The sequence below is a fragment of the Brevibacillus aydinogluensis genome, assembly GCF_961514395.1.
Taxonomy (GTDB): domain Bacteria; phylum Bacillota; class Bacilli; order Brevibacillales; family Brevibacillaceae; genus Brevibacillus; species Brevibacillus aydinogluensis.
In genome coordinates, this window is the sequence record NZ_OY569118.1 from 1271758 (window position 1) to 1294159 (window position 22402).

The 22402-nt window shown below is 56.2% G+C and carries 26 protein-coding genes, 1 pseudogene and 1 riboswitch; of the genes and pseudogenes, 21 read left to right on the plus strand and 6 right to left on the minus strand.

The genetic code is table 11. The annotated features are described in order from the left end of the window. Nucleotides 1-111 precede the first annotated feature (111 nt). A complete protein-coding gene (locus tag Q7F15_RS06225; RefSeq protein WP_171564432.1) occupies nt 112-474 on the plus strand; it encodes a DUF4912 domain-containing protein in 363 nt (120 codons plus the stop codon). 60 nt (nt 475-534) lie between these two features. Here Q7F15_RS06225 and Q7F15_RS06230 read toward each other — a convergent pair whose 3' ends face one another. After that, nucleotides 535-963, minus strand: coding sequence for a DUF1885 family protein (locus Q7F15_RS06230; RefSeq protein WP_171564431.1), 429 nt, complete (start codon nt 961-963; stop codon nt 535-537). A gap of 184 nt (nt 964-1147) precedes the next feature. Between Q7F15_RS06230 and Q7F15_RS06235 the strand changes: the two genes are divergently transcribed. The 5 genes from Q7F15_RS06235 (at nt 1148) to Q7F15_RS06255 (ending at nt 5499) form a co-directional block, all read left to right on the plus strand. After that, entirely contained in the window at nt 1148-1672 is a 525-nt protein-coding gene (locus Q7F15_RS06235; RefSeq protein WP_171564430.1) for a MarR family winged helix-turn-helix transcriptional regulator, read from the plus strand. Nucleotides 1673-1852: 180 nt separating this feature from the next. Next, complete coding sequence (locus Q7F15_RS06240) at nt 1853-2152, plus strand: DUF3055 domain-containing protein (RefSeq protein ID WP_171564429.1); 300 nt, start codon at nt 1853-1855, stop codon at nt 2150-2152. Between the two features lie 51 nt (nt 2153-2203). Continuing rightward, a complete protein-coding gene (locus tag Q7F15_RS06245) occupies nt 2204-3007 on the plus strand; it encodes an alpha/beta hydrolase (protein WP_304415260.1) in 804 nt (267 codons plus the stop codon). A gap of 151 nt (nt 3008-3158) precedes the next feature. Continuing rightward, entirely contained in the window at nt 3159-3284 is a 126-nt protein-coding gene (locus Q7F15_RS06250) for a GapA-binding peptide SR1P (protein ID WP_171564427.1), read from the plus strand. Nucleotides 3285-3402: 118 nt separating this feature from the next. Then, on the plus strand, nt 3403-5499 hold the full coding sequence (locus Q7F15_RS06255; protein WP_304415261.1) for a hypothetical protein: 2097 nt from the start codon (nt 3403-3405) through the stop codon (nt 5497-5499). A gap of 112 nt (nt 5500-5611) precedes the next feature. Here the strand turns inward: Q7F15_RS06255 and Q7F15_RS06260 are convergent, their stop codons facing one another. Then, nucleotides 5612-7084 (minus strand): aminotransferase class I/II-fold pyridoxal phosphate-dependent enzyme, encoded by a 1473-nt coding sequence (locus Q7F15_RS06260; RefSeq protein ID WP_304415262.1) that lies wholly within the window; start codon nt 7082-7084, stop codon nt 5612-5614. A 111-nt stretch (nt 7085-7195) separates the two neighbouring features. Here Q7F15_RS06260 and Q7F15_RS06265 point away from each other — a divergent pair, with 111 nt between their 5' ends. After that, the gene (locus Q7F15_RS06265; protein ID WP_171564424.1) at nt 7196-8233 is read left to right on the plus strand and encodes an NAD(P)H-dependent flavin oxidoreductase; all 1038 of its coding nucleotides are present in this window, start codon (nt 7196-7198) and stop codon (nt 8231-8233) included. Between the two features lie 115 nt (nt 8234-8348). Here Q7F15_RS06265 and Q7F15_RS06270 read toward each other — a convergent pair whose 3' ends face one another. Continuing rightward, nucleotides 8349-8999: a YktB family protein gene (locus Q7F15_RS06270; RefSeq protein ID WP_212131823.1), complete on the minus strand. Its 651-nt coding sequence runs from the start codon at nt 8997-8999 to the stop codon at nt 8349-8351. A 406-nt stretch (nt 9000-9405) separates the two neighbouring features. On the opposite strand from Q7F15_RS06270, the pseudogene Q7F15_RS06275 reads away from it, so the two are divergent. The 6 genes and pseudogenes from Q7F15_RS06275 to typA form a co-directional block, all read left to right on the plus strand. Continuing rightward, nucleotides 9406-9687 (plus strand): annotated as a pseudogene (locus Q7F15_RS06275) (YkzI domain-containing protein); the annotation flags it as partial. Nucleotides 9688-9873: 186 nt separating this feature from the next. Next, nucleotides 9874-10527, plus strand: coding sequence for an endonuclease III domain-containing protein (locus Q7F15_RS06280; protein WP_230077187.1), 654 nt, complete (start codon nt 9874-9876; stop codon nt 10525-10527). A 76-nt stretch (nt 10528-10603) separates the two neighbouring features. Further along, entirely contained in the window at nt 10604-11128 is a 525-nt protein-coding gene (locus tag Q7F15_RS06285) for a DUF4446 family protein (RefSeq protein ID WP_304415263.1), read from the plus strand. 324 nt (nt 11129-11452) lie between these two features. After that, nucleotides 11453-12049 (plus strand): hypothetical protein, encoded by a 597-nt coding sequence (locus Q7F15_RS06290; RefSeq protein WP_230077186.1) that lies wholly within the window; start codon nt 11453-11455, stop codon nt 12047-12049. Between the two features lie 234 nt (nt 12050-12283). After that, nucleotides 12284-12688 (plus strand): adenosylmethionine decarboxylase, encoded by a 405-nt coding sequence (gene speD / locus Q7F15_RS06295; protein ID WP_171564419.1) that lies wholly within the window; start codon nt 12284-12286, stop codon nt 12686-12688. Nucleotides 12689-12859: 171 nt separating this feature from the next. Continuing rightward, on the plus strand, nt 12860-14701 hold the full coding sequence (typA, locus tag Q7F15_RS06300) for a translational GTPase TypA (RefSeq protein ID WP_171564418.1): 1842 nt from the start codon (nt 12860-12862) through the stop codon (nt 14699-14701). Between the two features lie 81 nt (nt 14702-14782). On the opposite strand, the gene Q7F15_RS06305 is transcribed toward typA, so the two are convergent. After that, the gene (locus tag Q7F15_RS06305; protein ID WP_171564417.1) at nt 14783-15013 is read right to left on the minus strand and encodes a hypothetical protein; all 231 of its coding nucleotides are present in this window, start codon (nt 15011-15013) and stop codon (nt 14783-14785) included. A 159-nt stretch (nt 15014-15172) separates the two neighbouring features. On the opposite strand from Q7F15_RS06305, the gene Q7F15_RS06310 reads away from it, so the two are divergent. The 5 genes from Q7F15_RS06310 (at nt 15173) to Q7F15_RS06330 (ending at nt 18149) form a co-directional block, all read left to right on the plus strand. Further along, nucleotides 15173-15901, plus strand: a complete 729-nt coding sequence (locus tag Q7F15_RS06310) for a deoxyribonuclease IV (RefSeq protein WP_304415264.1) — start codon at nt 15173-15175, stop codon at nt 15899-15901. Next, on the plus strand, nt 15898-16032 hold the full coding sequence (locus Q7F15_RS06315) for a hypothetical protein (RefSeq protein ID WP_304415265.1): 135 nt from the start codon (nt 15898-15900) through the stop codon (nt 16030-16032). The genes Q7F15_RS06310 and Q7F15_RS06315 overlap by 4 nt, the downstream gene beginning before the upstream one ends. Before the next feature lie 3 nt (nt 16033-16035). Beyond that, nucleotides 16036-16362: a YlaH-like family protein gene (locus Q7F15_RS06320; protein ID WP_171564415.1), complete on the plus strand. Its 327-nt coding sequence runs from the start codon at nt 16036-16038 to the stop codon at nt 16360-16362. A 10-nt stretch (nt 16363-16372) separates the two neighbouring features. Beyond that, entirely contained in the window at nt 16373-16645 is a 273-nt protein-coding gene (locus Q7F15_RS06325) for a hypothetical protein (RefSeq protein ID WP_171564414.1), read from the plus strand. 205 nt (nt 16646-16850) lie between these two features. Next, entirely contained in the window at nt 16851-18149 is a 1299-nt protein-coding gene (locus tag Q7F15_RS06330) for a hypothetical protein (RefSeq protein ID WP_304415266.1), read from the plus strand. Between the two features lie 3 nt (nt 18150-18152). Here the strand turns inward: Q7F15_RS06330 and Q7F15_RS06335 are convergent, their stop codons facing one another. Further along, complete coding sequence (locus Q7F15_RS06335) at nt 18153-18485, minus strand: DUF5665 domain-containing protein (protein WP_171564412.1); 333 nt, start codon at nt 18483-18485, stop codon at nt 18153-18155. Between the two features lie 150 nt (nt 18486-18635). Here Q7F15_RS06335 and Q7F15_RS06340 point away from each other — a divergent pair, with 150 nt between their 5' ends. The 3 genes from Q7F15_RS06340 (at nt 18636) to Q7F15_RS06350 (ending at nt 21743) form a co-directional block, all read left to right on the plus strand. Further along, nucleotides 18636-19094, plus strand: a complete 459-nt coding sequence (locus Q7F15_RS06340; RefSeq protein ID WP_171564411.1) for a pyridoxamine 5'-phosphate oxidase family protein — start codon at nt 18636-18638, stop codon at nt 19092-19094. 89 nt (nt 19095-19183) lie between these two features. Beyond that, nucleotides 19184-19296: riboswitch (SAM riboswitch) on the plus strand. Nucleotides 19297-19392: 96 nt separating this feature from the next. After that, nucleotides 19393-20559: an aminotransferase class I/II-fold pyridoxal phosphate-dependent enzyme gene (locus Q7F15_RS06345; RefSeq protein WP_304415267.1), complete on the plus strand. Its 1167-nt coding sequence runs from the start codon at nt 19393-19395 to the stop codon at nt 20557-20559. After that, nucleotides 20556-21743 carry a trans-sulfuration enzyme family protein gene (locus tag Q7F15_RS06350; protein ID WP_230077183.1) on the plus strand — a complete coding sequence of 396 codons (1188 nt, stop codon included), beginning with the start codon at nt 20556-20558 and terminating at the stop codon, nt 21741-21743. The genes Q7F15_RS06345 and Q7F15_RS06350 overlap by 4 nt, the downstream gene beginning before the upstream one ends. Before the next feature lie 34 nt (nt 21744-21777). Here Q7F15_RS06350 and Q7F15_RS06355 read toward each other — a convergent pair whose 3' ends face one another. Then, nucleotides 21778-22386: a YhcN/YlaJ family sporulation lipoprotein gene (locus Q7F15_RS06355; RefSeq protein WP_171564511.1), complete on the minus strand. Its 609-nt coding sequence runs from the start codon at nt 22384-22386 to the stop codon at nt 21778-21780. Between the last annotated feature and the right edge of the window lie 16 nt (nt 22387-22402).

Genomic DNA, 22402 nt, shown 5'->3' on the forward strand with positions numbered 1-22402 from the left:
ATTGGCTTGGTCGCGTTTCCACATGGCTTGTTGTCATGGTATAATGAGTAACAAATGACGTTTTGCGTCACCCTGATGCAAGTACATGAGAGAAAGGAACGATGGGAGCGAATGGAGACAAATCCCGCGCGGTCATCCACAGACATAGAAGGCCCGAGTATACGGATTGCCTGGAAAGATGAGCATTCGATCCTGGCCCAATGGCACATGACAAAGGAGTTCGAACGGGAAGTGGAGCGGAAATTTGCCATCCCGTTTGCCGAACTGCCATTTGTCCTCCGCCTCTTTGATGTGACAGACCGCAACGAGATCCGCAACGACGGCACCGACCTCTACACTGACTTTGACATTAACCACCGCTCATCGGAGTGGATCCTCTACGGCGTCACACAGGGCTTGCGCTACTGTGTGGATTTGGGGATTCGAATGGTTGATGGCAGATTTTATTCGCTGTCCCGATCTCAACCGATTTGATCAACGTACGCATTAAACAGGCTCTCCACTCGGGAGAGCCTTTTTTTGTCGTCCGGCCGCTCACGGTTTGCGCGGCTGGAAGTACTGGATGCGTTTGTTGAACAGGTGCAGCTCCGCCTTGTATTCGCGGGCCAAATAGCGGCAGAATTCATTTGCCTTGTTCATATCGCCGTGCGTGGCCGACTCCGGCAGGGAGACCTGAATGAAAAACTGCTCCTGGCCGTTCTCCTCGCGGGAGCCCACGCCCACGATGATGGCCTTGTAAAGATTGGGATCCTTGCCTTTCAGCAAAAACCAGGAACCCTTCCCTTCCGGCCGCTCCTCGATCACGTACGGAAAGGCGGCGTCCGCGTAGGTCCACCCCAGTTGTTCCCCCGTTTTTTTCGTCATCTCAATGTATCGCTCAAACTTTGCCTTGACGTCGTCGATGTCCGCTTTCGTGGCTGTGGAACCTTCCACGAAATAGATGTAGGCCGATTTCAGGTTCACGATTGCCGTCACTCCTAGTCCCGGGAATCTCTTGCGATTAGTGTAGCATTTCCTGCCACTCATTGGCAATGCGACATGTTATAAGGAAAATAATTGCGCGTCTTTTCTGAAAAGTGTAAAATAAATATCACATTCATTACAGGAAAGAGAAACAATGATAAAGGATCGTGGAGGAATGGACCCGATGCACGAGGTTTCAATTCGAAACGTTTATGAAGCATTAAACACGATGCGCGCCATTGATGTCGTCAACAAGGAAGACTGGGAACGGGCGGCCAAGGAAGCGGAGCTGGATTCGTCCGTGCAATTGAATATTCTCTGGATCATTTACTGCTACGAAGGCGTCCGCGTGACGCAGATCGCTGAATGGACCTTTTGGCATCCGTCTTCCATCGTCATTCATATCAAAAAGCTGGTGGAAAAAGGGATGGTCTCGATCGAAAAGTCGGAGCTGGACGGGCGCGTGGTGCACGTCTACCCGACGCAGAAGGGACGGGAAGTGATCGAAGCGAGCAGGCGGAACGTACCGTCGATATTTCGGCTCACCTATGCGCTGGAAAAGCTGGAGGAGCGGTACAGTTCGGCCGTTGTGGAACTGTTCTTTGAATGTTTGTCGTTTGTCGCCCAATCGTTGCATGGAGCGGAAAAAGTTCGCTGGATTCAGGAAGGGGAGGACCGCGTTCCCAACCTTCGCCATCTGATCAGCTAGGATCACAGCAGGATTGGTGAGCAAAAGAGGCGGCAGAACACCCAGGCGCTTTTGTGCGGCCACGAGGCTGCTGCGAGGGCAGGGGTGGAAATCTGCCGCTTTTTTTGATATACTGATAAACAATCCGAAAATTTCATCAATTTGCTTTTCGGACATCAATGCCATGAGGAGGGATTGCTGATGGAACGGTTCGACCACTTGTACGACGTTGCGGAGACTGCTCAGGTGCGCTTCTTCGGTGTTGCGACGGAACTTGCACGGCACGACTTTGGGATCGTCTTCACCAACAAGTTTGATGGTAAGCCGCTGGTCATCTGTATGCAGACGGGGCAATCCACTCTTCTCAGTTCGGAGGACGCGGTCAATCCAGAGTACCTGAAAAAGGTTTTTCGGATCGACTGCCAGAATGAAGCAGAAATGCTGTCGCAGTTTTTCCAGGAGTGTTTGCCATCGGTGCCGTTGGAAGATAACCAGTACTGACATCGGGCAGAAGGATTCCTTCTGCCCGTTTTTGTCTTGGGGGGGAGGAGAATGGACAGCTATTTCCATGCCTGGACGGTCGCCGATCCGGTCGCGGCGGTCGTGCTGGTGCACGGAACTGGCGAGCATCACGGACGCTACAAGCATGTGGCGGCCTTTTTGAATGACCACCGCGTGGATGTATTCAGCGGGGATCTGCCCGGGTGGGGTCGTTCGCCGGGGAAAAAGGGGCACATTGATTCGTTTTCACAGTATCTGGACGCCGTGGAAACCTGGACGGAGCGGGCGCTCAAGGCAGCTGGAGACGAGCGGCCCGTTTTTCTCCTGGGGCACAGCATGGGCGGTCTGGTGGCGGTGCGGTTTGTCCAGCGGTATGAGAAGCGGCGTCAGCTGGCCGGGTTGATGCTCAGTTCGCCCTGCCTGCAGTTGAAGATCGACGTGCCAGTGTGGAAGGCCAGGCTGGCGCAATGGCTGGATCGCGCCATGCCCAGGCTGGTGATGGCAAACGGGATCACGGCGGACATGGTCTCCCGCGATCCGCAGGTGCAGGCGGAATACGTAAACGATCCGTACATCTATTCCAAAGTGAGCGTCCGCTGGTTCCAGGAGCTCAACCGGGCCATACGGGCCGCCTGGGAAGAGCGGGAGCGGCTTGACCTTCCCGTGCTGGTGCTGCAGGCAGGAGATGACCAACTGGTCGATCCGGACGGAGTGGAACGGTTTGCGTCCGGCTTGCCAGCGGAGGTCACCTTTGTCCGTTTTCCCGGACTGCGCCACGAAGTGCTGAACGAACCCGAGCGGGAGGACGTGCTGCGGCAGATGCTGGAGTGGCTGAAGCGACACGGTGGTCAATGATAAATGTGACATACTAAATTGGCGATATTGTGTGTGTTTTTCTTATTGACTCTCATTAGTATGTCATATTAATATAAAAGTACCATCACATTTTGATGTCACTTTTGGCTGATCTGCGCTTAGGCAGTACGAACGCGGAGGGATTTCGAATATGGGTACGATTGTTTGTCAGAGTTGTGGGACGATTATCGAGCATTTTGAAAGCAACCAGGTGAAAACGCTGTACGGGATCTGCAACTGCGACTGCTGCCCCAGTGAAAAACAGGAACAGGAGTAACATGCAAATAGTTCGTCAGGCGCTTGTCGATAGCGCCTGATTTTTTTTGACATCCATTGCCATATGTCGGATAATTGGTAAAAGAGGGAGAAACGTCACAAAAGGAGGAATCGTTACAATGAAGAGAACCCCCATCCGAGGTTTGTTGGCGGCGGCGCTGCTGGCCACGACCCTGTGGAGCGGGACTCCGGCTTTTGCGTACTACGTAGGGGAAGAAGTCCGCATCGACTCAGGCAATCCGGTCATTTCCAAAGCCGGTTTTGACATTTCCAAGGATTACGCTGTCTGGATCGCAGAGGGCGAAAAAGTTATCACTCTGTATGATCTCGATGAGCATAAAGAAAGCCAAATCGGGGACAAGCAATCTGCCAAATCCCACCTGCGCGTGGATGGCAAGTACGTGTCCTGGATCGATTCCCGTCACGGCGGTTCGGATGTCTACCTGTACGACATCGCAAAGAAAAAGGAAGTGCGCCTGACGGACGGCTCGACAGAAGCGATGGAACTGGAACTGGCCGGAAACTACGTGGCCTGGAGCGGCAAGCATGGCGGAAAATCCGACATTTACCTCTACAATATCAATACCGGGGAAGAAGTCCGGATCTCCACAAGCGGCCAGGCGAGCAAACCGACGGTAAGCCCCTCGTATGTCGCGTGGGAAGACCGTCGAAACGGCAACGTCGACATTTACTACTACGACATCAAGAGCGGACGGGAACGCGCAGCGGTTACCTCGCTCGGCCATCAGACCAATCCCTCGATCTATGATGACCAGATCATTTACCAGGACGAGCGATACGACGACCTGTACGTCTACATGATCGGCCGCGAGCGAAACAAGCGCCTGACGGACGACTCCAACGAGCAGGCATACCCGCATCTGTACGGAGATACATACGTGTATATCGAAGAGGGTGCACTGATGATCGGCGATGTAGACTACGACGATGCGGAGGAGTTGGACGAAGAGGTCTACGACAAGCTGCCGCCGCGCATTTACGGCGATTACGTGATCTTTGCGAAACAAGACGGCGACAAGAAGGTGCATCTCTATCTGTACGACTTGGACGAAGAAGAGTTGGTCCCAATCGGCGGCTTGTCCGGAGAACCGAGCCAACCGGACGGCGATGACCGCTATGTGGTCTACCTCAATGAAAACAAGAAAGCATCTTCGGTGGTTCTGCACGATCTAAAAACGCAGACCAGTTCCGTGATCAGCAAATCCGGTTCGGAGCCGCGCCGTCCCCTGGTCAGCGACCGTTATGTCGTCTGGTATGACGCTGAGGACGAAGCGTTGATCGCGTACGACATTCGCCGCGGTACCCAGAAGAGGGTGACGAGCAGCAAGGACGAACCTTCCGACACGCTGTACGAACTGGACGGCAGCAAGCTGGCGTGGATTGACGATGACCGCGATCTGTACGTAACCGACTTGTCCACGGAAAAAACCGAGGATATTGCAAGGGTGAGCAACCCCAAGGCGCTTGACATTTACGGCAACTACGTGCTGTGGGTAACGGAACGCTCCGGAAAAGACAGCATTTACCTGTACGACCTGGACGATGAGGACGAGACGGAAGTGCGCACCAATGCTGACATTACCGGGGCCAGCGTGGGCGACAACGTCGTGGTGTGGAGTGAATATTCATCCAAAACCAAATCGTACGATCTGTACTATTACGACATTCGCCGGGACCGTACCGATGTGCTCACGCGCTGGACGGACGGGGATCAGATTGAACCGCAGGCGTCCCGCAACCTGGTCCTGTTCAAGGAAAAGCGCGGTTCGCGCAGTAAAGACTTCAGCTACGAGTTGTACGACATTGAAGACGAATCGTACAGCAGGTACTACTGGTCCGATGATGCGGAAATGGATGAGGTTCGCCTGAGCGGCAACCGCGTGGTGTGGATCGATAACCGCGACGGCAATCCGGCCGTGTACACGCTCGCAGTCACAGACCCGCGGGACGATGACGACGACGATGAACCGTCGGGCGATTACCGGGATTACAATTTCCTCAAAGTGCTGGAGGACGACTCGTTCTTCGACATTATTGACGAGAACGACTATGAAGACATCTATTTCGTCTTCTTTGTCGGCACAAAGAACGAAGTGTCCCTGAACTTCCTGGATGCGCTGAGTGACGCCGATCTGTTTTTAGACCTGGTGTATGAATCCGGTCTGGACAACGTTGTCATCCGCGTGTACAAATAATTTTTCAGACAAAACAGGCAGGCTGCGAGGGCGTGGTTCCCTCCTGGCCTGCCTGTTTATGATTATCAAAAAAGCCGCTGCACTCGAGATGAGGCGGCGGCTGTCACTGTCTTTAGCCGGAGATGGCGGCCTGCTGTTTGACCACCTTGACGGTCCGAAGCGTCTCGTCTTCCGGCCCCTGTACCGGGAGACCGACGCGAATGTTTTCCTGAATGTAGGCGATGTTGTCGGCCGTAATCACTTCGCCGGGGAGAAAAATCGGGATGCCCGGCGGGTAGACCATGATGAATTCGGTAATGACGCGGCCCTCCGCTTCCGCCAGCGGGATGACCTCCGTCTCCGCGTAAAACGCGTCGCGCGGCGTCATGGACAGCACGGGGATTCTCGGCAGGACAATTGCCGGCTTTTCCTCCGCCTGCACATGGGCAAATTCCACTGCCAGCTCGCGCAGAGCGTTGACGAGTACCTCAATCGTCTCGTCCGTGTCGCCGGGGGTGATGAGACAGAGCACGTTGTACAGGTCGCTCAATTCCACTTCGATGTTGTACTTGTCCCGCAGCCAGTTTTCCACTTCCCAGCCGGTGATGCCAAGATCCCGCACGTGGATCAGGAGCTTCGTCGGGTCCATTGCATACGTCGCCGGTTTGCCGAGTATTTCCCGGCCGATGCAGTAGATGCAGGGAATCTCGTTGATCATCTTCCGCGCCTTGTCGGCGAGCCGAATCGCTTCGTCCATCATCGCCCGTCCGTTCAGGACCAGATGCTGCCGGGCCATGTCCAGCGACGCCAGCAAAATGTACGATGTGGAAGTGGTGGTCAGCATGCTCATCACCGTTTTCACCCGGTCGATGTCCACCAGTCCTTCCCGCACGTTGAGAATCGAGGTCTGGGTGAGCGACCCGCCCAGCTTGTGTACGCTGGTGGCCGCCATGTCCGCCCCCGCCTGCATCGCGGAAATGGGCAGGTCCTCATGAAAATGGATGTGCACGCCATGGGCCTCGTCCACGAGTACGGGAATGCCGTATTGGTGGGCGATGCGCACAATTTCCCGCAGATCCCCGGCGATGCCGTAATAGGTGGGATTGATCACCAGCAGAGCGGCCGCGTCCGGATGGGTCTGCAGCGCTTTTTGCACGGCCTTGACCGTAATCCCGTGGGAAATCCCCAGGCGTTCGTCCATGGCCGGGTGAATGAACACCGGAACGGCTCCGGCAAAAATAACCGCCGACATGACGGATTTATGCACGTTGCGCGGCACGATGATCTTGTCACCGGGTTTGCAGGTGGCCATGATCATCGCCATGATCGCACCGCTTGTCCCTTGTACGGAAAAGAATGTATGATCAGCGCCGAACGCTTCGGCGGCCAATTCCTGAGCCTCTTTGATCATCGCCTTGGGATGATGCAGATCGTCCAGAGGAGCAATGTTGATGAGGTCAATCGAGAGCGCATTCTCCCCGATAAACTCGCGGAATGCCGGGTGCATGCCCATGCCCTTCTTGTGACCCGGAATGTGAAACTGGATGGGATTTTTTCGGGCGTGCTCCACCAACCCGCTAAACAGAGGAGTTTTCATTTGACTCATACGATCGCCTCGCTTTACCAGAAAGATGAATATGCGAAAATGATGGATGCAACGAAACAAACAAAGTTGAGTATAGCAAAAAGCATCGGGAAAGCAAGCGGATTTTTATTCATGTATGCGTTTACAGGCAGGAGTTTTGCCCCTGCACCGAGAAGTTTTGTGATAAGCGAGGTGAAGAGGATGAAAACGAGAGTAACGGAACTGCTTCACATCCGCTATCCCATCGTCCAGGGGGGATTGGCGTACCTGGCCTACGCCGAGCTGGCTGCAGCCGTCTCCAATGCCGGCGGTCTGGGGCAGATCACGGCAATGTCCCTGCCGTCACCCGAGGCCCTGCGCGAACAGATTCACAAGGTACGAGCGCTGACAGACAAGCCGTTCGGCGTCAATTTTGCCATCGGCCAGCACGGTCGTCCGTACGAACACATGCTGGAGGTCGCGCTGGAGGAGGGCGTCAAGGTCATATCAATCACCGGCGGCAATCCGGAACCGCTGATTCGACGAACCGACGGCCATGACGTGAAAAAGCTGGTGCTCGTCGCCTCCGTGCGGCAGGCGCAAAAGGCGGAAGCGATCGGTGCCGATGCAGTTATGGCTGTGGGTCAGGAGGGCGGCGGCCATTTGGGGCGTGACGACATCGGGACGTTTGTGCTCATTCCCCGCGTCGTGGATTCGGTGAAAATTCCCGTCCTGGCCAGCGGCGGCATTGGTGACGGTCGCGGTCTGCTCGCGGCGATGGCGTTGGGAGCGGACGGCGTGGAGATGGGCACCCGATTCATCGCCACGCAGGAATGCGTACACGCCCATCCTGCCTACAAGGACGCACTGTTAAAAGGCACAGAGCACGATACGGCCGTCATCAAGCGAACGCTTGGCACACCCGCTCGCGTCGTGCGCACCCCTGGCTCCGACCGAATCCTGCAGCTGGAGCAGGAAGGCGCTGACTACGAACGCTTGAAGCCCTACATCAGCGGCGAGCGCAATCGTACCTTCATCTACGAGGGGAACGCTGAGGAAGGCTTTGGCTGGGCCGGGCAGGTGATCGGCTTGATCCACGATGTGCCGACCGTGCAGGAACTCTTCGAGCGGATGTTCCGGGAGGTGGAGGAAAGACTTGCTGCGCTGCGCGCCAGTGTCGAGCGGGAATAGCCGATACCGCTTATTCCCATCTCTCGTCCGGTACGCGAGACAATGAAAAAAGAACAGGCACGCCTCATTTTCGATAGAAAGCGGACCTGTTCTTTTGCATATATTCTCACTACCTTTAGCGAGAAGCAGCCAGCGAACCGGACCTGCACAGGTTGTACAGCCTGGTCAGCACGGCAAATGTATCGTCCATTCGCTGCAGCAGCTTGTCGCCGTCGGCCAGCACCGGATCGTGCCGGTCGATGGTAATGCCGCAGAGAATCTCCGCTTTTTTCACGGCAGCCAGCCTGTCCACCAGCTTGAGGATGCCCTCCCGTCCCAATTCAGCCTGCGGGGTGCTGTCCGGCTGGGTGTGGTCGGGGGACCAGCGGAAATCATCGGGGACGATCTCCAGGATCTCATCCAGATGCTGCTTCATCGATTGACTGATCTCCTCTTTTACGGGCGATTCGTAGATGACGGCGTACCAGACAAACAGGTGCGTGCCCCACAGCCCCACCTGAAAATGCGGGTGCTTTTTATACCCGCGCTTGTCGGGAGCCCAGGCCACCCATGTATCGTTTGGCGGATTGACGGTCCGGCGGGCGTGTTTGGCCACATGGTAAAACATTTCGCTGCCGCACGCCGTGGAGAGCGTCGGGGCGAAATGATGGCCGAGCGCCTCCAGTTTCGGGCGGATGACGGTTTTGATCGCCTCCATCCGGTTATCCAAGCCGTCAATGGCAAATACGTCAAAGTCTTCCTGACGAAAACCTGAAAACGTTTTCATGAAACGGACACCTCGCTTCAGACTGTCTCGCAAGTTGCCCGCGAGAAACGGGCAGGCGTCCCCGTCAAGGGAGCTTGTAATCCCCCATATGATAACATAACAAGCCGGAAAAAAATACATGTCGGGAAATGAATAGCAATCCAAGCCGCAGAATAATATGATATACCACTCGCTCCCGTCTGCAGCAACATTGTCTGAGTATTCTGTGAATGGGGGTGGATGAACTACGACAAGGAATCTGGAGTTTGGGGAGCTGGCAGGTTGGCTTGGCCGGACCACCGGCACGCGATGCCGCACACACTCGAAAGCGGGAGCAGCGTCTCGTGAAGGGAGTCCTACAGGCAGTTTCTTTTCCGCGCGAACACCCCCGACGGCATGGCCGAATGAACGTACCGGCACCTCGTCGGTAAAGCGCATTCGGCAGGAAGAGGCCGTCAGAACAGTCGAAACAAAAGGAGCTGAGAAAACAATGATCCACGAAAAGGCTTGCAATGTAACCATGGATCAGGTGATTGCCGCTCTGAAACGACGCGACGCCGAAGAACGCATACCCGTCCTGCGCCTGGAACTGGACTACGAACTGGCCACGCTGTACGATGCGCTGCAGGAGAATGACAAGGTGCAAATTCGCAAATCAACCGAACGGTTAAAGCAGCTCAGCCGTGAAATGCTGCTGCTGGAAGCGTAACGAACGACTGGAGGAACGTACAGGAAGATGAGTCTCGAACATGTGCATAGAGAATAAAAAAAGCGACATCTCGTCATGGTAGGTGTCGCTTTTTTTGGTCTCGGAATGGGGCGCGGAAGGCGTCTTTTTGCTCGCGGTGTATCTGCTACAATGAAAGGGAAACGCGTCTGCGGGAGGGATGAGCGCATGTGGAAGCGCATATACCACACGTTGGAGCGGACATTCCCGTCGTTTACCGTGGATGAGTGGTGGGGGGTGACCGAGCCGTTCGCCCGCATGGCGGGGAGCGTACTGGTGCAGAATACGACCTGGATCAATGCAAGCAAAGCGCTTGACAGACTGGAAGAGGCGGGATTGCTTGAACCGGCGGCACTGGCTGGCGAGACGGCCGAACGACTGGCGGAGGTGATTCGTCCGGCCGGATTTCAGCGGGCGAAAAGCGCTGCGCTGCTGCGGCTGGCCGGGTGGGTCGTGGAGCATGGCGGAGTGGACAGGCTTCGCCGGTTGACAGACAGCACGGACGAGCTGCGCCGACAGCTTCTGCTCCTGAAAGGAATCGGGCCGGAGACGGCGGACACGATCCTGGCCTACGCATTGACCCGGCCGACCATTTCCGGGGACGCCTATACCCGTCGATTGTGGCAGCGGCTCACCGGCGAAGTGCTTTCCTACGAACAGGTGCGGCGGGCCATTCTGGCGGAGCTGACGGAGGCGGAAGATCTGCGCCGGCTGCACGGTTTGATCGTGGAGCACGGCAAGGCGATTTGCGCAAAGCGCCTTCCCCGCTGTTCGGCCTGTTTGTTTGCAGACGATTGCCGATATTTGCATGATTCCATTTGAATTGCCCGACCGGACGGAGGTACAATAGTAGAGGATTTTGGCATTTACGCACCACCAGAAAGGAAGAAAACATCGCATGGAACCACTCCTATCATTGACGGCCGACACGCCAATCTTGCTGTTGACCGTGCTCGCGTTTAACCTCCTCCTGCTCGTGCTCATCATCATGCAGTCCGTGCGGATCAAACGGCTGCGCAAATCGCTCAACCGGCTGCTGTCGGGGACGGGCGGGGCCAACCTGGAAGAGGGCATGCACCGGCTCATGGACGAAGTGGTCGAGGTGAAAAAGCGGCAGGATGACCAGCAGTTTACGCTGAACCGCCTGGCGCAGCGCGTTGGAAGCCAGTGTGCCAACGTGGCGCTCGTCCGCTACAATGCGTTCGCCGAACTGGGCAGCGACTTGAGCTTTTCGCTTGCCATCGTGGACGACGCGCAGAACGGCGTGGTCATCACCAGCATCTACGGACGGGATGAATCGCGCATGTATGCCAAACCGGTGCAGGGCGGCGAATCTCCTTATCAGCTCTCCGAGGAAGAACGTACCGCCATTCGCAAAGCGATGAACAACAGTGCTGGCCGACCGGATGAGAAAAGCCGGTAAATCCTACAGGAATGGCACGCATTGCACAGATTCAGGGAGTTCTTTTTCCCTCCTCGCCATTTCTTGGGGATATTTGAGCTTTTTGCGAAAATTCATCCGCTTTTCGCTCAAGACTTTTGCCTGCACATCGTGTATAATAAAAGTGTCAAGGACGGTTTAATTACAAAAAGTAGGTGATCCGCCTTCATTACCCAAATCGATTATCGATTCACGGGGCAAGGCCAGATTCTACAACGTTCCTTTGTTGACACGTAGCGTATCTCCTCAATTGGCAGTCGTTATTGTCTGAACGAGCCAGGAATTTACAAGAATTGAGGAGATAGTATGGCACAGCGTTTAGCAACCAATTACGCCAAGGCCTATTTCACGATGAATGAAGAAGAGCTGGACCGATTTGTCGCGCTCTTCGCCAATGAACACATTTCAGTCGATGTTAAAGTATGCGACAACGGTGATCGTGACGTGTTGCTGACGGATCAGAACGGGGAGATCCAACTGACCTTCCACCGGACTGGCAACCGTTATTCGTGTGAAAGTTCCTACCTCATCCGAGACATGCAGTTGGCCAACGCGATGCGAAAAGCCATGAAAACATTTCGCGGTCACGGAATCGTGCACCGAATCTACGACGGATTTACAATCGTCTACCATTACGACGAAGGCTCTGTCGTAAGCATTCAGGAAGTCTCCGGCGACGAAGAGGTGTCCATCTTCGAGAACACCAACGGAAACGTTGCACGGGAACTGGAATCCCTGTTCCGGCAGATGGGCAGCGAACAGGAGATCGAATCGATTCGGCAAGAGACGGATCGATGGCTTGATTTGCGTAATTGGGCAAAGAGAACGGCCCCGGAAAAGGTCAATGCGATTGATCTTCGACTGGCCGCGTTGTCACGCCGTTTGTTTCAATTGGAAGCATAAGAGCAAGCAAAAAATGGGCGCATCCGCCCATTTTTTGTTTTCCTGGTTTTTCTCCAAAAAAAGTATTGTCATTTGGGCAGAAGCATGGTATGTTTGTTTTCGTTGGAAACAAGATTAGGAACCAGGATTCACTTTAAAGGGTGGATTACATGAGGAAAACCGCCCCCGTTAGTGAATGACGCAGGTCCTAGCGATGTTTAACATTACACTTGCTAGGAAGGGGGAAACCGAAAGATGGAATACTCGACTTTCGGAAGACACGTTGCCGTTGACACATGGGGAGTTCAGTTTGATTTGTTGAACGACGCCGAATATTTGAAGAAAGAAATGATTGAGGCTGCCGAAGCGTGTGGCGCCACCGTATTGGGCGTGCAAGCCAAGCAGTTTTCTCCTCAAGGGGCTACCGTTCTGGTTCTCCTCTCGGAAAGCCACCTGTCCATTCACACCTATCCCGAGCGCGGATTTGCCGCTCTGGACTGCTACACCTGTGGCGAAACTGTCGATCCGCAAGTGGCGATCGACTACCTGATTTCCGTGCTGAAGCCGGAAAAAGTGTACGCGAAGAAACTGGTACGCGGCACCGGCGAACTGCAAGTTTCCGAACCGGAAATCAAGACGTTTGAAGTAGCAAGCAAGTAACAATCGCCAGCAAAGCCAAGAGGTGCGGAATCATCCGCACCTCTTTTACGTCAATCCTGCTCCGGGATTGGCGGCTGAGTGACATCCAATCGTCGTTCATCGCAGGTGTCCATTGTGCCGTTTTTCACAACCTGATAATATGAAAGGTACGCATACCTAGAGGAGGTACACATGAAGCGTCTTGACATCCGCAACATTGCGATTATTGCCCACGTCGACCACGGGAAAACGACGCTGGTTGACAAATTGCTGATCCAATCGGGGACGTTCCGCAGCAACCAGCAGGTGGAGGAGCGGATGATGGACTCCAACGATCTGGAGCGGGAGCGAGGCATTACCATCCTGGCGAAAACGACGTCCGTCAAATACAAGGAGTATACCATCAACATCCTGGACACGCCCGGCCACGCCGACTTCGGCGGTGAGGTGGAGCGGATCATGAGCATGGTGGACGGTGTGCTGCTTATCGTCGACGCATTTGAAGGCTGTATGCCGCAGACCCGTTTCGTGCTGAAGAAGGCGCTGGAAGCGAAGGTGACGCCGATCGTCGTCGTGAACAAGGTGGACCGGGAAAACGCCCGTCCCCAGGAAGTGATCAACGAGGTGTACGATCTGTTCATCGACCTGGACGCGACGGAAGAGCAGCTGGAGTTTCCGATTGTATACGCATCCGGTCTGCAGGGCATTGCGGGGATGGAGCCGGATCAATTGCAGGGCGACCTGGGCCCGCTGTTTGAAACGATCGTCAAGCACATTCCGGCGCCGGAAGCGGATGAAGCGTCTCCGCTGCAGATGCAGGTCACGATGCTGGATTACAACGACTTTTTGGGCCGCATCGGCATCGGCCGGATTTACCGCGGGACGATCAACGTCAACGACATGGTGGCTGTCGTCAAACGGGACGGCTCGATCAAGCGGATGCGCGTGCAGAAGCTGTTCGGCTTTTCCGGCCTGCAGCGCGTGGAGCAAAAGACGGCCAAAGCGGGGGACATTGTGGCGATCGCCGGACTGGAGGACATCAACGTCGGCGAGACCGTCTGCCACGTCGATCATCCCGATCCGCTGCCCCTGTTGAAAATTGACGAGCCGACGCTGCAGATGACCTTCCTCGTCAACAACAGTCCGTTTGCCGGACGGGAGGGCAAACACGTCACCTCCCGCAAACTGCGCGACCGGTTGATGGCGGAGCTGGAGACAGACGTGTCGCTGCGTGTGGAGGAGACCGATTCGCCCGACGCGTTTATCGTATCCGGCCGGGGCGAACTTCATCTCTCCATCCTGGTGGAAAACATGCGCCGGGAAGGGTTTGAGCTTGCCGTCTCCAAACCGGAAGTGATCGTGCGGGAAATCGACGGCCAAAAAATGGAGCCGGCGGAGCGCCTGATTATCGATGTGCCGGAGGAGTACACGGGTGCCGTCATGGAGACGCTGGGTCAGCGCAAGGCAGAGATGGTCAACATGATCAACAACGGCTTCGGCCAGGTGCGGATGGAGTTCATCATTCCCTCCCGCGGGCTGATCGGCTACCGCACCGAGTTTTTGACCATTACCCGCGGATACGGCATCATGAACCATTCGTTTGACAGCTACCGTCCGTACGTTCCCGGCAGCGTGGGCGGCCGCCGTGCCGGCGTGCTGATCTCCAACGAGACGGGCACAGCGACCACGTACGGTCTGATGTCCGTCGAAGACCGCGGCGTGATGTTTATCACCCCGGGGACAGAGGTGTACGAGGGGATGATCGTAGGCGAGCACAACCGGGACAACGACTTGACCGTCAACGTCTGCAAGGAAAAGCACGCCACCAACGTCCGCTCGGCGACCAAAGAAGAGACGGTGAAGATGAAAACCCCCCGTCTGCTGACGCTGGAGGAAGCGCTGGAGTATCTGAACGACGACGAACTGTGCGAAGTGACGCCGCAGTCTGTCCGCCTGCGCAAGAAGTTCCTGACCAAGTCGGAGCGGGAGCGCTACGAAAAGCAAAAACGCTGGGAAGCGCAGGCACAGGCGTAACGACAACGGAAGAAGCCGTACTGTCTATACAGGCAGCACGGCTTTTCTTTTTTCCGTCATGCGGTTTGTTCGTGGGATTGGCTACAGCTGTTTCAGGATGTTTAGTTCTTCCTCGGCGAGGATGATCTGCTGCAGCGATTCTGTTCCGTTTCGCACGGTGCTTTGCAGGACACGGACTACGCCGTCCTGGTTTTGCACCACAATCGTTCGCACTTGGCCCAGTCCGCTTTTTCTCACCGAGTCGTACATGGTGCGGTAGGCGAACCGCTCCTGCAAAAATTGTACGCTGGCCATCGCTTGTGCATGTTTCACCCGTTTCCCTCCCGCTCTGCTGAATGGTCACTACTTCATAGGTAAGCGGACGGATTGGGTTTTATGATACTGCTGCATGCGCAGGGTTCTCATTTTGACAGAGCACGGGCCAACTGATAAAGTTAAATGGACAGATTTTATCGTGGGAGTGAAACCAGATTGAAAATCGGATGCCATATCAGCGTTGGCAAGGGACTGGAACAAGCAGTCCTGCGCGCCATTGAGCTGGGGGCGGAATCGCTGCAGGTGTTTACGAAGAACCCGCGCGGTCTGCGCCCGAAAAAAATTGACTACCGGGACGCGACCAAAGGGGTGGACCTGCTGCAAAAGCACGATCTCACCCTGGTCTGCCACACCCCCTACATCACCAACCTGTCTACGCCCAAGCCGGATCTGCAGGAAGTGACGATTCGCTCGATTTTGGAAGATTTGCATATTGCCGAAGCCTACGGGGCGGTCGGCGCCGTGGTGCACTGCGGCAAGCACGTCGGCGAAGGGGAAGAATACGGGACAAAACGAATGGTAGAGACGTTGGACCTGATTCTGGAGCAGTACGACGGTCCGGTCAAGCTCCTGCTGGAAAACACGGCTGGCCAAGGCTCCGAACTGGGACTGACGATCCGGGATCTGATGGAGATTCGCGCCGCCACCCGTTTCCCCGAGAAAATCGGGTTCTGCTTTGACACGTGCCACGCCTTTGCCGCCGGGCAGTGGAGAGGAGAGACGTTTGACGACCTGCTGGAAGAGATGGAGCGGACAGGCTATCTGGAGCACCTGGTGGCGATCCACTTCAACGACAGCAAGGCCCCTTTGCCAGCCGGAAAGACCGCCACGAAAAAATCGGCAAAGGGGAGATTGGCAGTGAAGCGCTGGCCAAATTCCTGGTGAGCGACAAACTCCAGCACCTGCCGGTTGTATTGGAAACCCCAGTGGAAGACGAACGGGAGTACGCAGACGAGATGGTGTACCTGCACGAACTGCGCCGCGAGGGCCTGGACGCTGCGGGGCAGGAGGGGTGACGCATGGAGTGGTTTGAGCTTGCCTCCACCTATTCACCAGCCGCACCGGACCAGCTGTCGGCGTACGACAGCTTCCGCTTGTGGGCGGACCACTACCGCACCTGGATCATTTTTGTCGAGTTGATCATCGTGTACTATCTCGGGTTTGCCACCCGCTGGCGCATGCCGATTCTGAAAACGCTCCTGTTGTATGTGCTGCTCTTTATCGGCGCATTGATTTTTGCCATTCTGGACGTGCAGCTCCCGGTGAAAAGCGCACTTTTGGTCGCCGTTGCCATTCTGGTGATCGTCAAGATGCGGAACAAGCCGGGAGAACGCAGCGGGAAGTGAGGGAACCGTCGTGAAGCGGGAGGATGCGCTCTACAACTGGCTGCAGATTCAAATCGTCGCCGACGCCCGGCCGGATGACCGGTCCGCTCTGGATACGGCAGCATTTTTCGCGGACATCCTGAGAGAGGACCACCAGGCATCGGAATGCGAGTATCGCCGCGAAGGGGACTGGTACGTGGTTCGCTGCGTCTTCCCCGACGAAGTCTGGGAACGCCGCTATCCCTCGGAGGAAGCGGAATCGCTTTTGGCTGCAATCGAAAACGAACCCCGGTATAACGAGTAGAACCGGCATGAGGCTCCGCCGAACGAAAGAACGGTTGGGACTTCAGCATTATCCCCGTCTCCGCCAGAGGCGGGGTTTTTTTGTGTCGTTTGTCCCAATCTGGTCTCGGCATCCCCCGTTTTTAGCCGTAACTGCAACCTTTGCAGGAAACCTGTCGTCTGTTAGGGTGTCCAGGGCAGGAACTACATAGAGAGGAGAAGGCAGCATGAAGAAAATAGGAACCAAGCCCGTATTGGCAGTCGTGACTGCCGCGGCGATCATCGGGGGAGTGACTCCGCTCCTGGCAGATGCGAGCACCCCCGTACCCGCAACAAACAGCACCAAAGTTGTCATGAACGATGAAAGCAAACACGTCACCCGATACAATCTGAAAAAGCTGGCGGCAAACGATCCGGCGACGCTGAACATGCTGTTGAAAACGCAGGCCGACCACCTGTATCTGGTCGTAAAAGAGATCGGGCTGGACGCCAAATTGCGGACGTACATCGAGGAACATCCGGAAGAGTGGGAGCGCGTCTACCGCGAACACTACGCCGACATCTACCTGGAAGTCCGTTTTGACGTCAACGAACAAGGTTTCATCAGCGTGAAACCGGAGACCCGCGACACAATTACGTACCTGAAAGGGAAAGTGTCGGAACATGTGACCAAAGTAGTCGTCGAAAAGCCAAACGGCGGCACGATCGAAGTGATTCCCACTGCGGAGGATACCTTCACGGTCAGCTTTACGGCGATCGTAAGCGCCACGCCGCAGTACGCGACAGTCAAGGCGTACGTGGACGACAAGCTGGTGGACACCCGCAAGGTGCAGGTAAACACGGGAACTGTCGTGCAGGCCGACGTGCTGATTCACACCTTGGCTCTGTTGGATGAGAAGAAACAGGAACTGAAAGTAAACGGCATCATCAGCCAGGAAGCGGACAAGGTGGTCGTCACGTACAACGGCAAATCCAAAGAAGCGAACGTGAAAAAGCTGTGGCAAGGCGTCGGCTCTTTCTCTGTCAGCCTGAAGGACGTACAGGCCGGCAAAGGCAAGGTGTTGATCGCAGCTTACAAAGACGGCAAGAAAATCGATTCCGAATCCGTGGAGCTGAAGGTAATCAACGCCGCTGACAAGCCGCACAGCTACCGCATCGAGGGAACCGCAACGATCAATGCCAAGGAAAAACAGGTTCGCGTGAAAGGAAGCATTGACGGCCTGAACGGCAAGGGCAAGGTGAAGCTGTACGTCGTGGCGCCGGACGGCAAAAAGCACGAGGTGAAAGTGAAAGACGGCCGGTTTGAGGCGAAGCTGAAGTACCACGATCGCTCGTACAGCGCGAAAGCAGTCCACCTCGAGCTGTACCTGGACGGCAAACTTGTGGCCAAAGCCGACATCCCGCACAACAAGCCGGTCAACGGCGATGACGATGAAAAAGGCAAAGACAAGGGAAAAGACAAGGATAAGGGACCGAAAGGCAACGGCAATGGGAAAAAGCACGGTGATGACGACGATCACAAATAAGGCTTACTGTCGATAGGCCTGCACGTAATCGATCAATTGGCGGATGTAATCGCCGATAATCGGGACTGACAGGAACTGGCTGAGAAAAGAGCCGAGCAGCACCAGGACGATGGCCGTACCGATCGTCAATCCCAGGCCTCGGGCAAGACCTGCGAGGAAGTTGATCCACAGCAGCTTGCTCGGGGCTGTATAATTTTGAATCACGTCGGCGAGGCGGATATCCTCCAGAAAGAGGGCGATTTTGTCCATCCGTTCGTTCAGTTTGCGCACTTCCTGCAGCTCTGCCAGCAGCTTGTCGATCTTGGCCAGCAAGCGGTCGGTGGGGGATGGGGGCATGCGGCTCTCCTCCTGTCTTGCATTCGTTCCCGTTACGTATCAGTGTAGGAAAAAAACGGGTGAGAAGCAAGGTGTTGGACGGAAAGGTTTGCCTATCGCCAGGCGGGTAGGTACAATAGACGTACATTCCCTTTTCAAGGAGGCATCGGAATGGCTGAAACCGTTTCCCAAACGCTTTCGGAGGAACTGTTCGCGCTTTTGCAGCAGGAGCGTTTTGTCACACTCGGAACGATTGACCACGAGTCCGGCGCTCCGTCGCTCAGTTCCCTTTCCTGGACGTTTGCGCCGACGCCGCAGTTGATCCGTTTCGCCGTAGACAACCGCTCTCGTATTTTGGCCAACATTGCCAAGGAACCGCAGGTCGTGCTGCACTTGATCGGGGCCGGTTCCTCCTATGCCATCAACGGCAGGGCGACGATCAAGACGGAACGGATGGAGAATGTCCCGCTGAAGCTGGCGATGGTGGAAGTGGCCATCGAGGCCGTTCGCGACGTGATGTTCTACGGCTCCCGCATCTCGGTCGAGCCCCAATATGAAAAGACGTACGACAAAAAAGCGGCCAGCAAACTGGACAACCAGGTGATGACCGCATTGAAAAACGCAACGTGATCGGGTTACCAGCATAATGAAAAACAGGTTGACAGGTACTGCCGATTTCGGTAGTATAAGGTCAACCAATTGCAAATTGCATAGCAAACTTCTTATCCAGAGAGGCGGAGGGACTGGCCCGATGATGCCCGGCAACCAATCACCTGTACAAGGGGATACTGGTGCTAATTCCTGCAGAGTGTAACGCTCTGAAAGATGAGAAGGATTTGCTTACGTACGCGTAAACAAAGCCTTCTTTTCAGAGAAAAGAGGGCTTTTTTTAATGCCCTCGGTCATTTTGTTGGAGGGAGAGATCCATATGCATCTGGAGACAAAATTGGTGCAGGCGGGCGTCGCCAAAGACGAGCGGACCGGCGCAATCAGCTTTCCCGTTTACAACGCCACCGCGTATCGCCATCCCGCCCTCGGGCAGAGCACGGGGTACGATTACACGCGCACAGCCAACCCGACCCGGACCGTGCTGGAGCAGACGATTGCCGAAGCGGAAGGGGGAGACGCCGGGTTTGCCTGTGCTTCCGGCATGGCCGCGATACATACGGTCATGGGACTGTTCTCCCAGGGAGATCACCTGGTCGTATCGCTCGATCTGTACGGCGGGACGTACCGGTTGTTCGAGCAGGTGCTCTCACGTTACGGACTTCGCTTCAGCTATGTCGACCTGCGTGACGTGAAGAATCTGGAAGAAGCAATCTGCCCGGAGACGCGGGCTGTTTTTGTGGAAACGCCGACCAATCCCCTGATGCAGATCACCGACATCGCGGCGGTGGCAGAGGTGGCCAAGCGAAACGGGCTGTTGACCATTGTGGACAACACGTTCATGACGCCGTTCTGTCAGCGGCCGCTGGAGTTGGGGGCTGACCTGGTGCTGCACAGCGCGACCAAATACCTCGGCGGCCACAACGACGTCCTCGCTGGATTGATCGTCACAAAGGGTGAAGAGTTGTCCGAAAAAATCCGGTTTTTGCACAATTCGATCGGAGCGGTGCTGGGGCCGCAGGACTGTTGGCTGCTGCTGCGGGGGATGAAGACGCTGGCTCTGCGAATGGAACGCCATCAGACAAATGCCTTGGCGATTGTAAAGACATTGCGGGAACACCCTGCCGTGACGGACGTTTATTATCCCGGTTTGCCGGAGCATCCCGGTTATGAGGTGCAGTGCAGGCAGGCCAGCGGGTTCAGCGGGATGGTTTCGTTCCGCCTGCGCTCGGCTGAACAGGTGGCGCCGTTTCTGGAGAGCTTACGGATCATATCGTTTGCGGAAAGCCTGGGCGGCGTGGAGTCGCTGTGCACCTATCCGGCGACGCAGACGCATGCCGACATCCCGCAAGAGATTCGCGAGTACGTGGGCGTGTGCGACCGGCTGCTGCGGCTGTCGGTCGGGATCGAACATCCCGACGACCTGATCGCTGACGTGTGTCAGGCTCTGGATGCAAGTCTCTCACTGACGGGAGGGAGCGTACGATGAAGTTTGCCACCAAACTGCTGCACGGCACCAGTTGTATCGACCCGGTGACAGGGGCGGCCTCGGTGCCCATTTATCAGGCGTCCACCTTTCACCAGGCTGATCTGGACCGGCCCGTCGTTTACGATTACGCCCGTTCGGGCAATCCCACACGGCATGCGTTGGAAGAGGCAATCGCCGTTTTGGAGGGAGGCGAGCGCGGATTCGCCTTTGCTTCCGGTATGGCGGCCATCTCCAGTGTGTTCATGCTGTTCTCCGCCGGAGATCACGTCGTGGTGGCGGAGGACGTATACGGCGGCACCTACCGCTTCTTGACCAATGTTCTGTCCCGCATGGGGATCGCCGTCAGCTTTGTCGATACCACGTCGTTGGAGCAGGTGGAAGCAGCCATCCGTCCCGAGACCAAGGGCATCTACCTGGAAACTCCGTCCAACCCGACGCTGAAAGTGACGGACATCGCCGCTGTCTGCGCGCTGGCGAAACAGCGGGGACTGCTGGTGATCGTGGACAATACGTTTATGACGCCGTACTATCAGCGGCCTCTGGAGCTGGGCGCGGACGTGGTGATCCACAGCGCGACCAAGTTCATCGGCGGCCACAGTGACGTCGTGGCCGGGTTGGCCGTGACCAAGGAGGCGGCATTGGGTGAGCAGCTCTACATGATCCAAAACGGCATGGGAGCGATCCTCGGCGTGCAGGATTCCTGGCTGGTGCTGCGCGGCTTGAAGTCCTTGAAAGCGCGTCTGGACGTCAGCACGCAGACGGCGGAAAAGCTGGCCCGCTGGCTTTCCACACACCCGGCGGTCAGCCGCGTCTACTACACCGGATTGCCGGAACACGACGGTCATGACCTGCAAAACCGGCAGGCGAGCGGACACGGGGCGGTACTCTCCTTTGACGTGGGCAGCCGCGAGCGGGCCAAAGCGCTGTTTGACCGCGTCAAGCTTCCGATTGTCGCCGTCAGTCTGGGTGCGGTCGAAACGATTCTTTCCTATCCGGCGATGATGTCCCATGCCGCCATGCCGCCCGCAGAGCGTAAGCGGCGTGGAATTACGGACGGACTGATCCGTCTCTCCGCGGGCCTGGAGGACGCTGTCGACCTGCTTCAAGACCTGGAGCAGGCATTGGACGCGCTTGGACCCGCAGAGCAGGTGGCAGACGACAAACAGGCATTTTCCTGGGCGTAAGCCCGGAAAATGCCTGTATTGTTTCGGACGATGGTCAGCGGTTCACCGGGATTTTTTCATTTCCCTGCGGTTTGGAGTTGCCGCTTTTGTTGATCCGCTGTTCGTTTTCCCTGGTAGGCGTCTCTTCCCGTTTTTGCACGTCGCGCGGCAGCTGCGGCATGAGCCTCCCGACGATGTCCGCCAGTTCTTCGGCCAAGCCGGTCACGGGACGACCGCGTTGGATGTCAGCAGCCATTTCCCGCAGCCGCTGCACGATATCGGGGTCGGCCGTGACGATGGCGTTCGCCCCTTGGGGGTCTTCTTTCAGCGCTTCCGCCACCGAGTATTTGATCACGCCCACTTCCGGCCGATCCAGATGGGCGTTGACATCAATGCCGACGACCGCCCACTTGCCCAGGACCACCGCCGTCGCGTCATTGACGTTTTTCACCCGCGTGGCCAGGCGCACCAGCCGTTCAGCGGTTGCCTGCGGCGACTGGTTGTAGGTTGGGGACGGGGCGGTTTGCTGGACGCGCTGCGTTTCCGGCACAGTTTGGCCGGGCTGCGGAGCCGCCTGGTTGGCCGGAGGCTTGTTGTTCGTCATGCAGGCGGAGAGGAGCAGGCTGACGCTCAGTACATAGATCGCTGTCCGTTTCACGGTCATACTTCCTTTCCCTGGA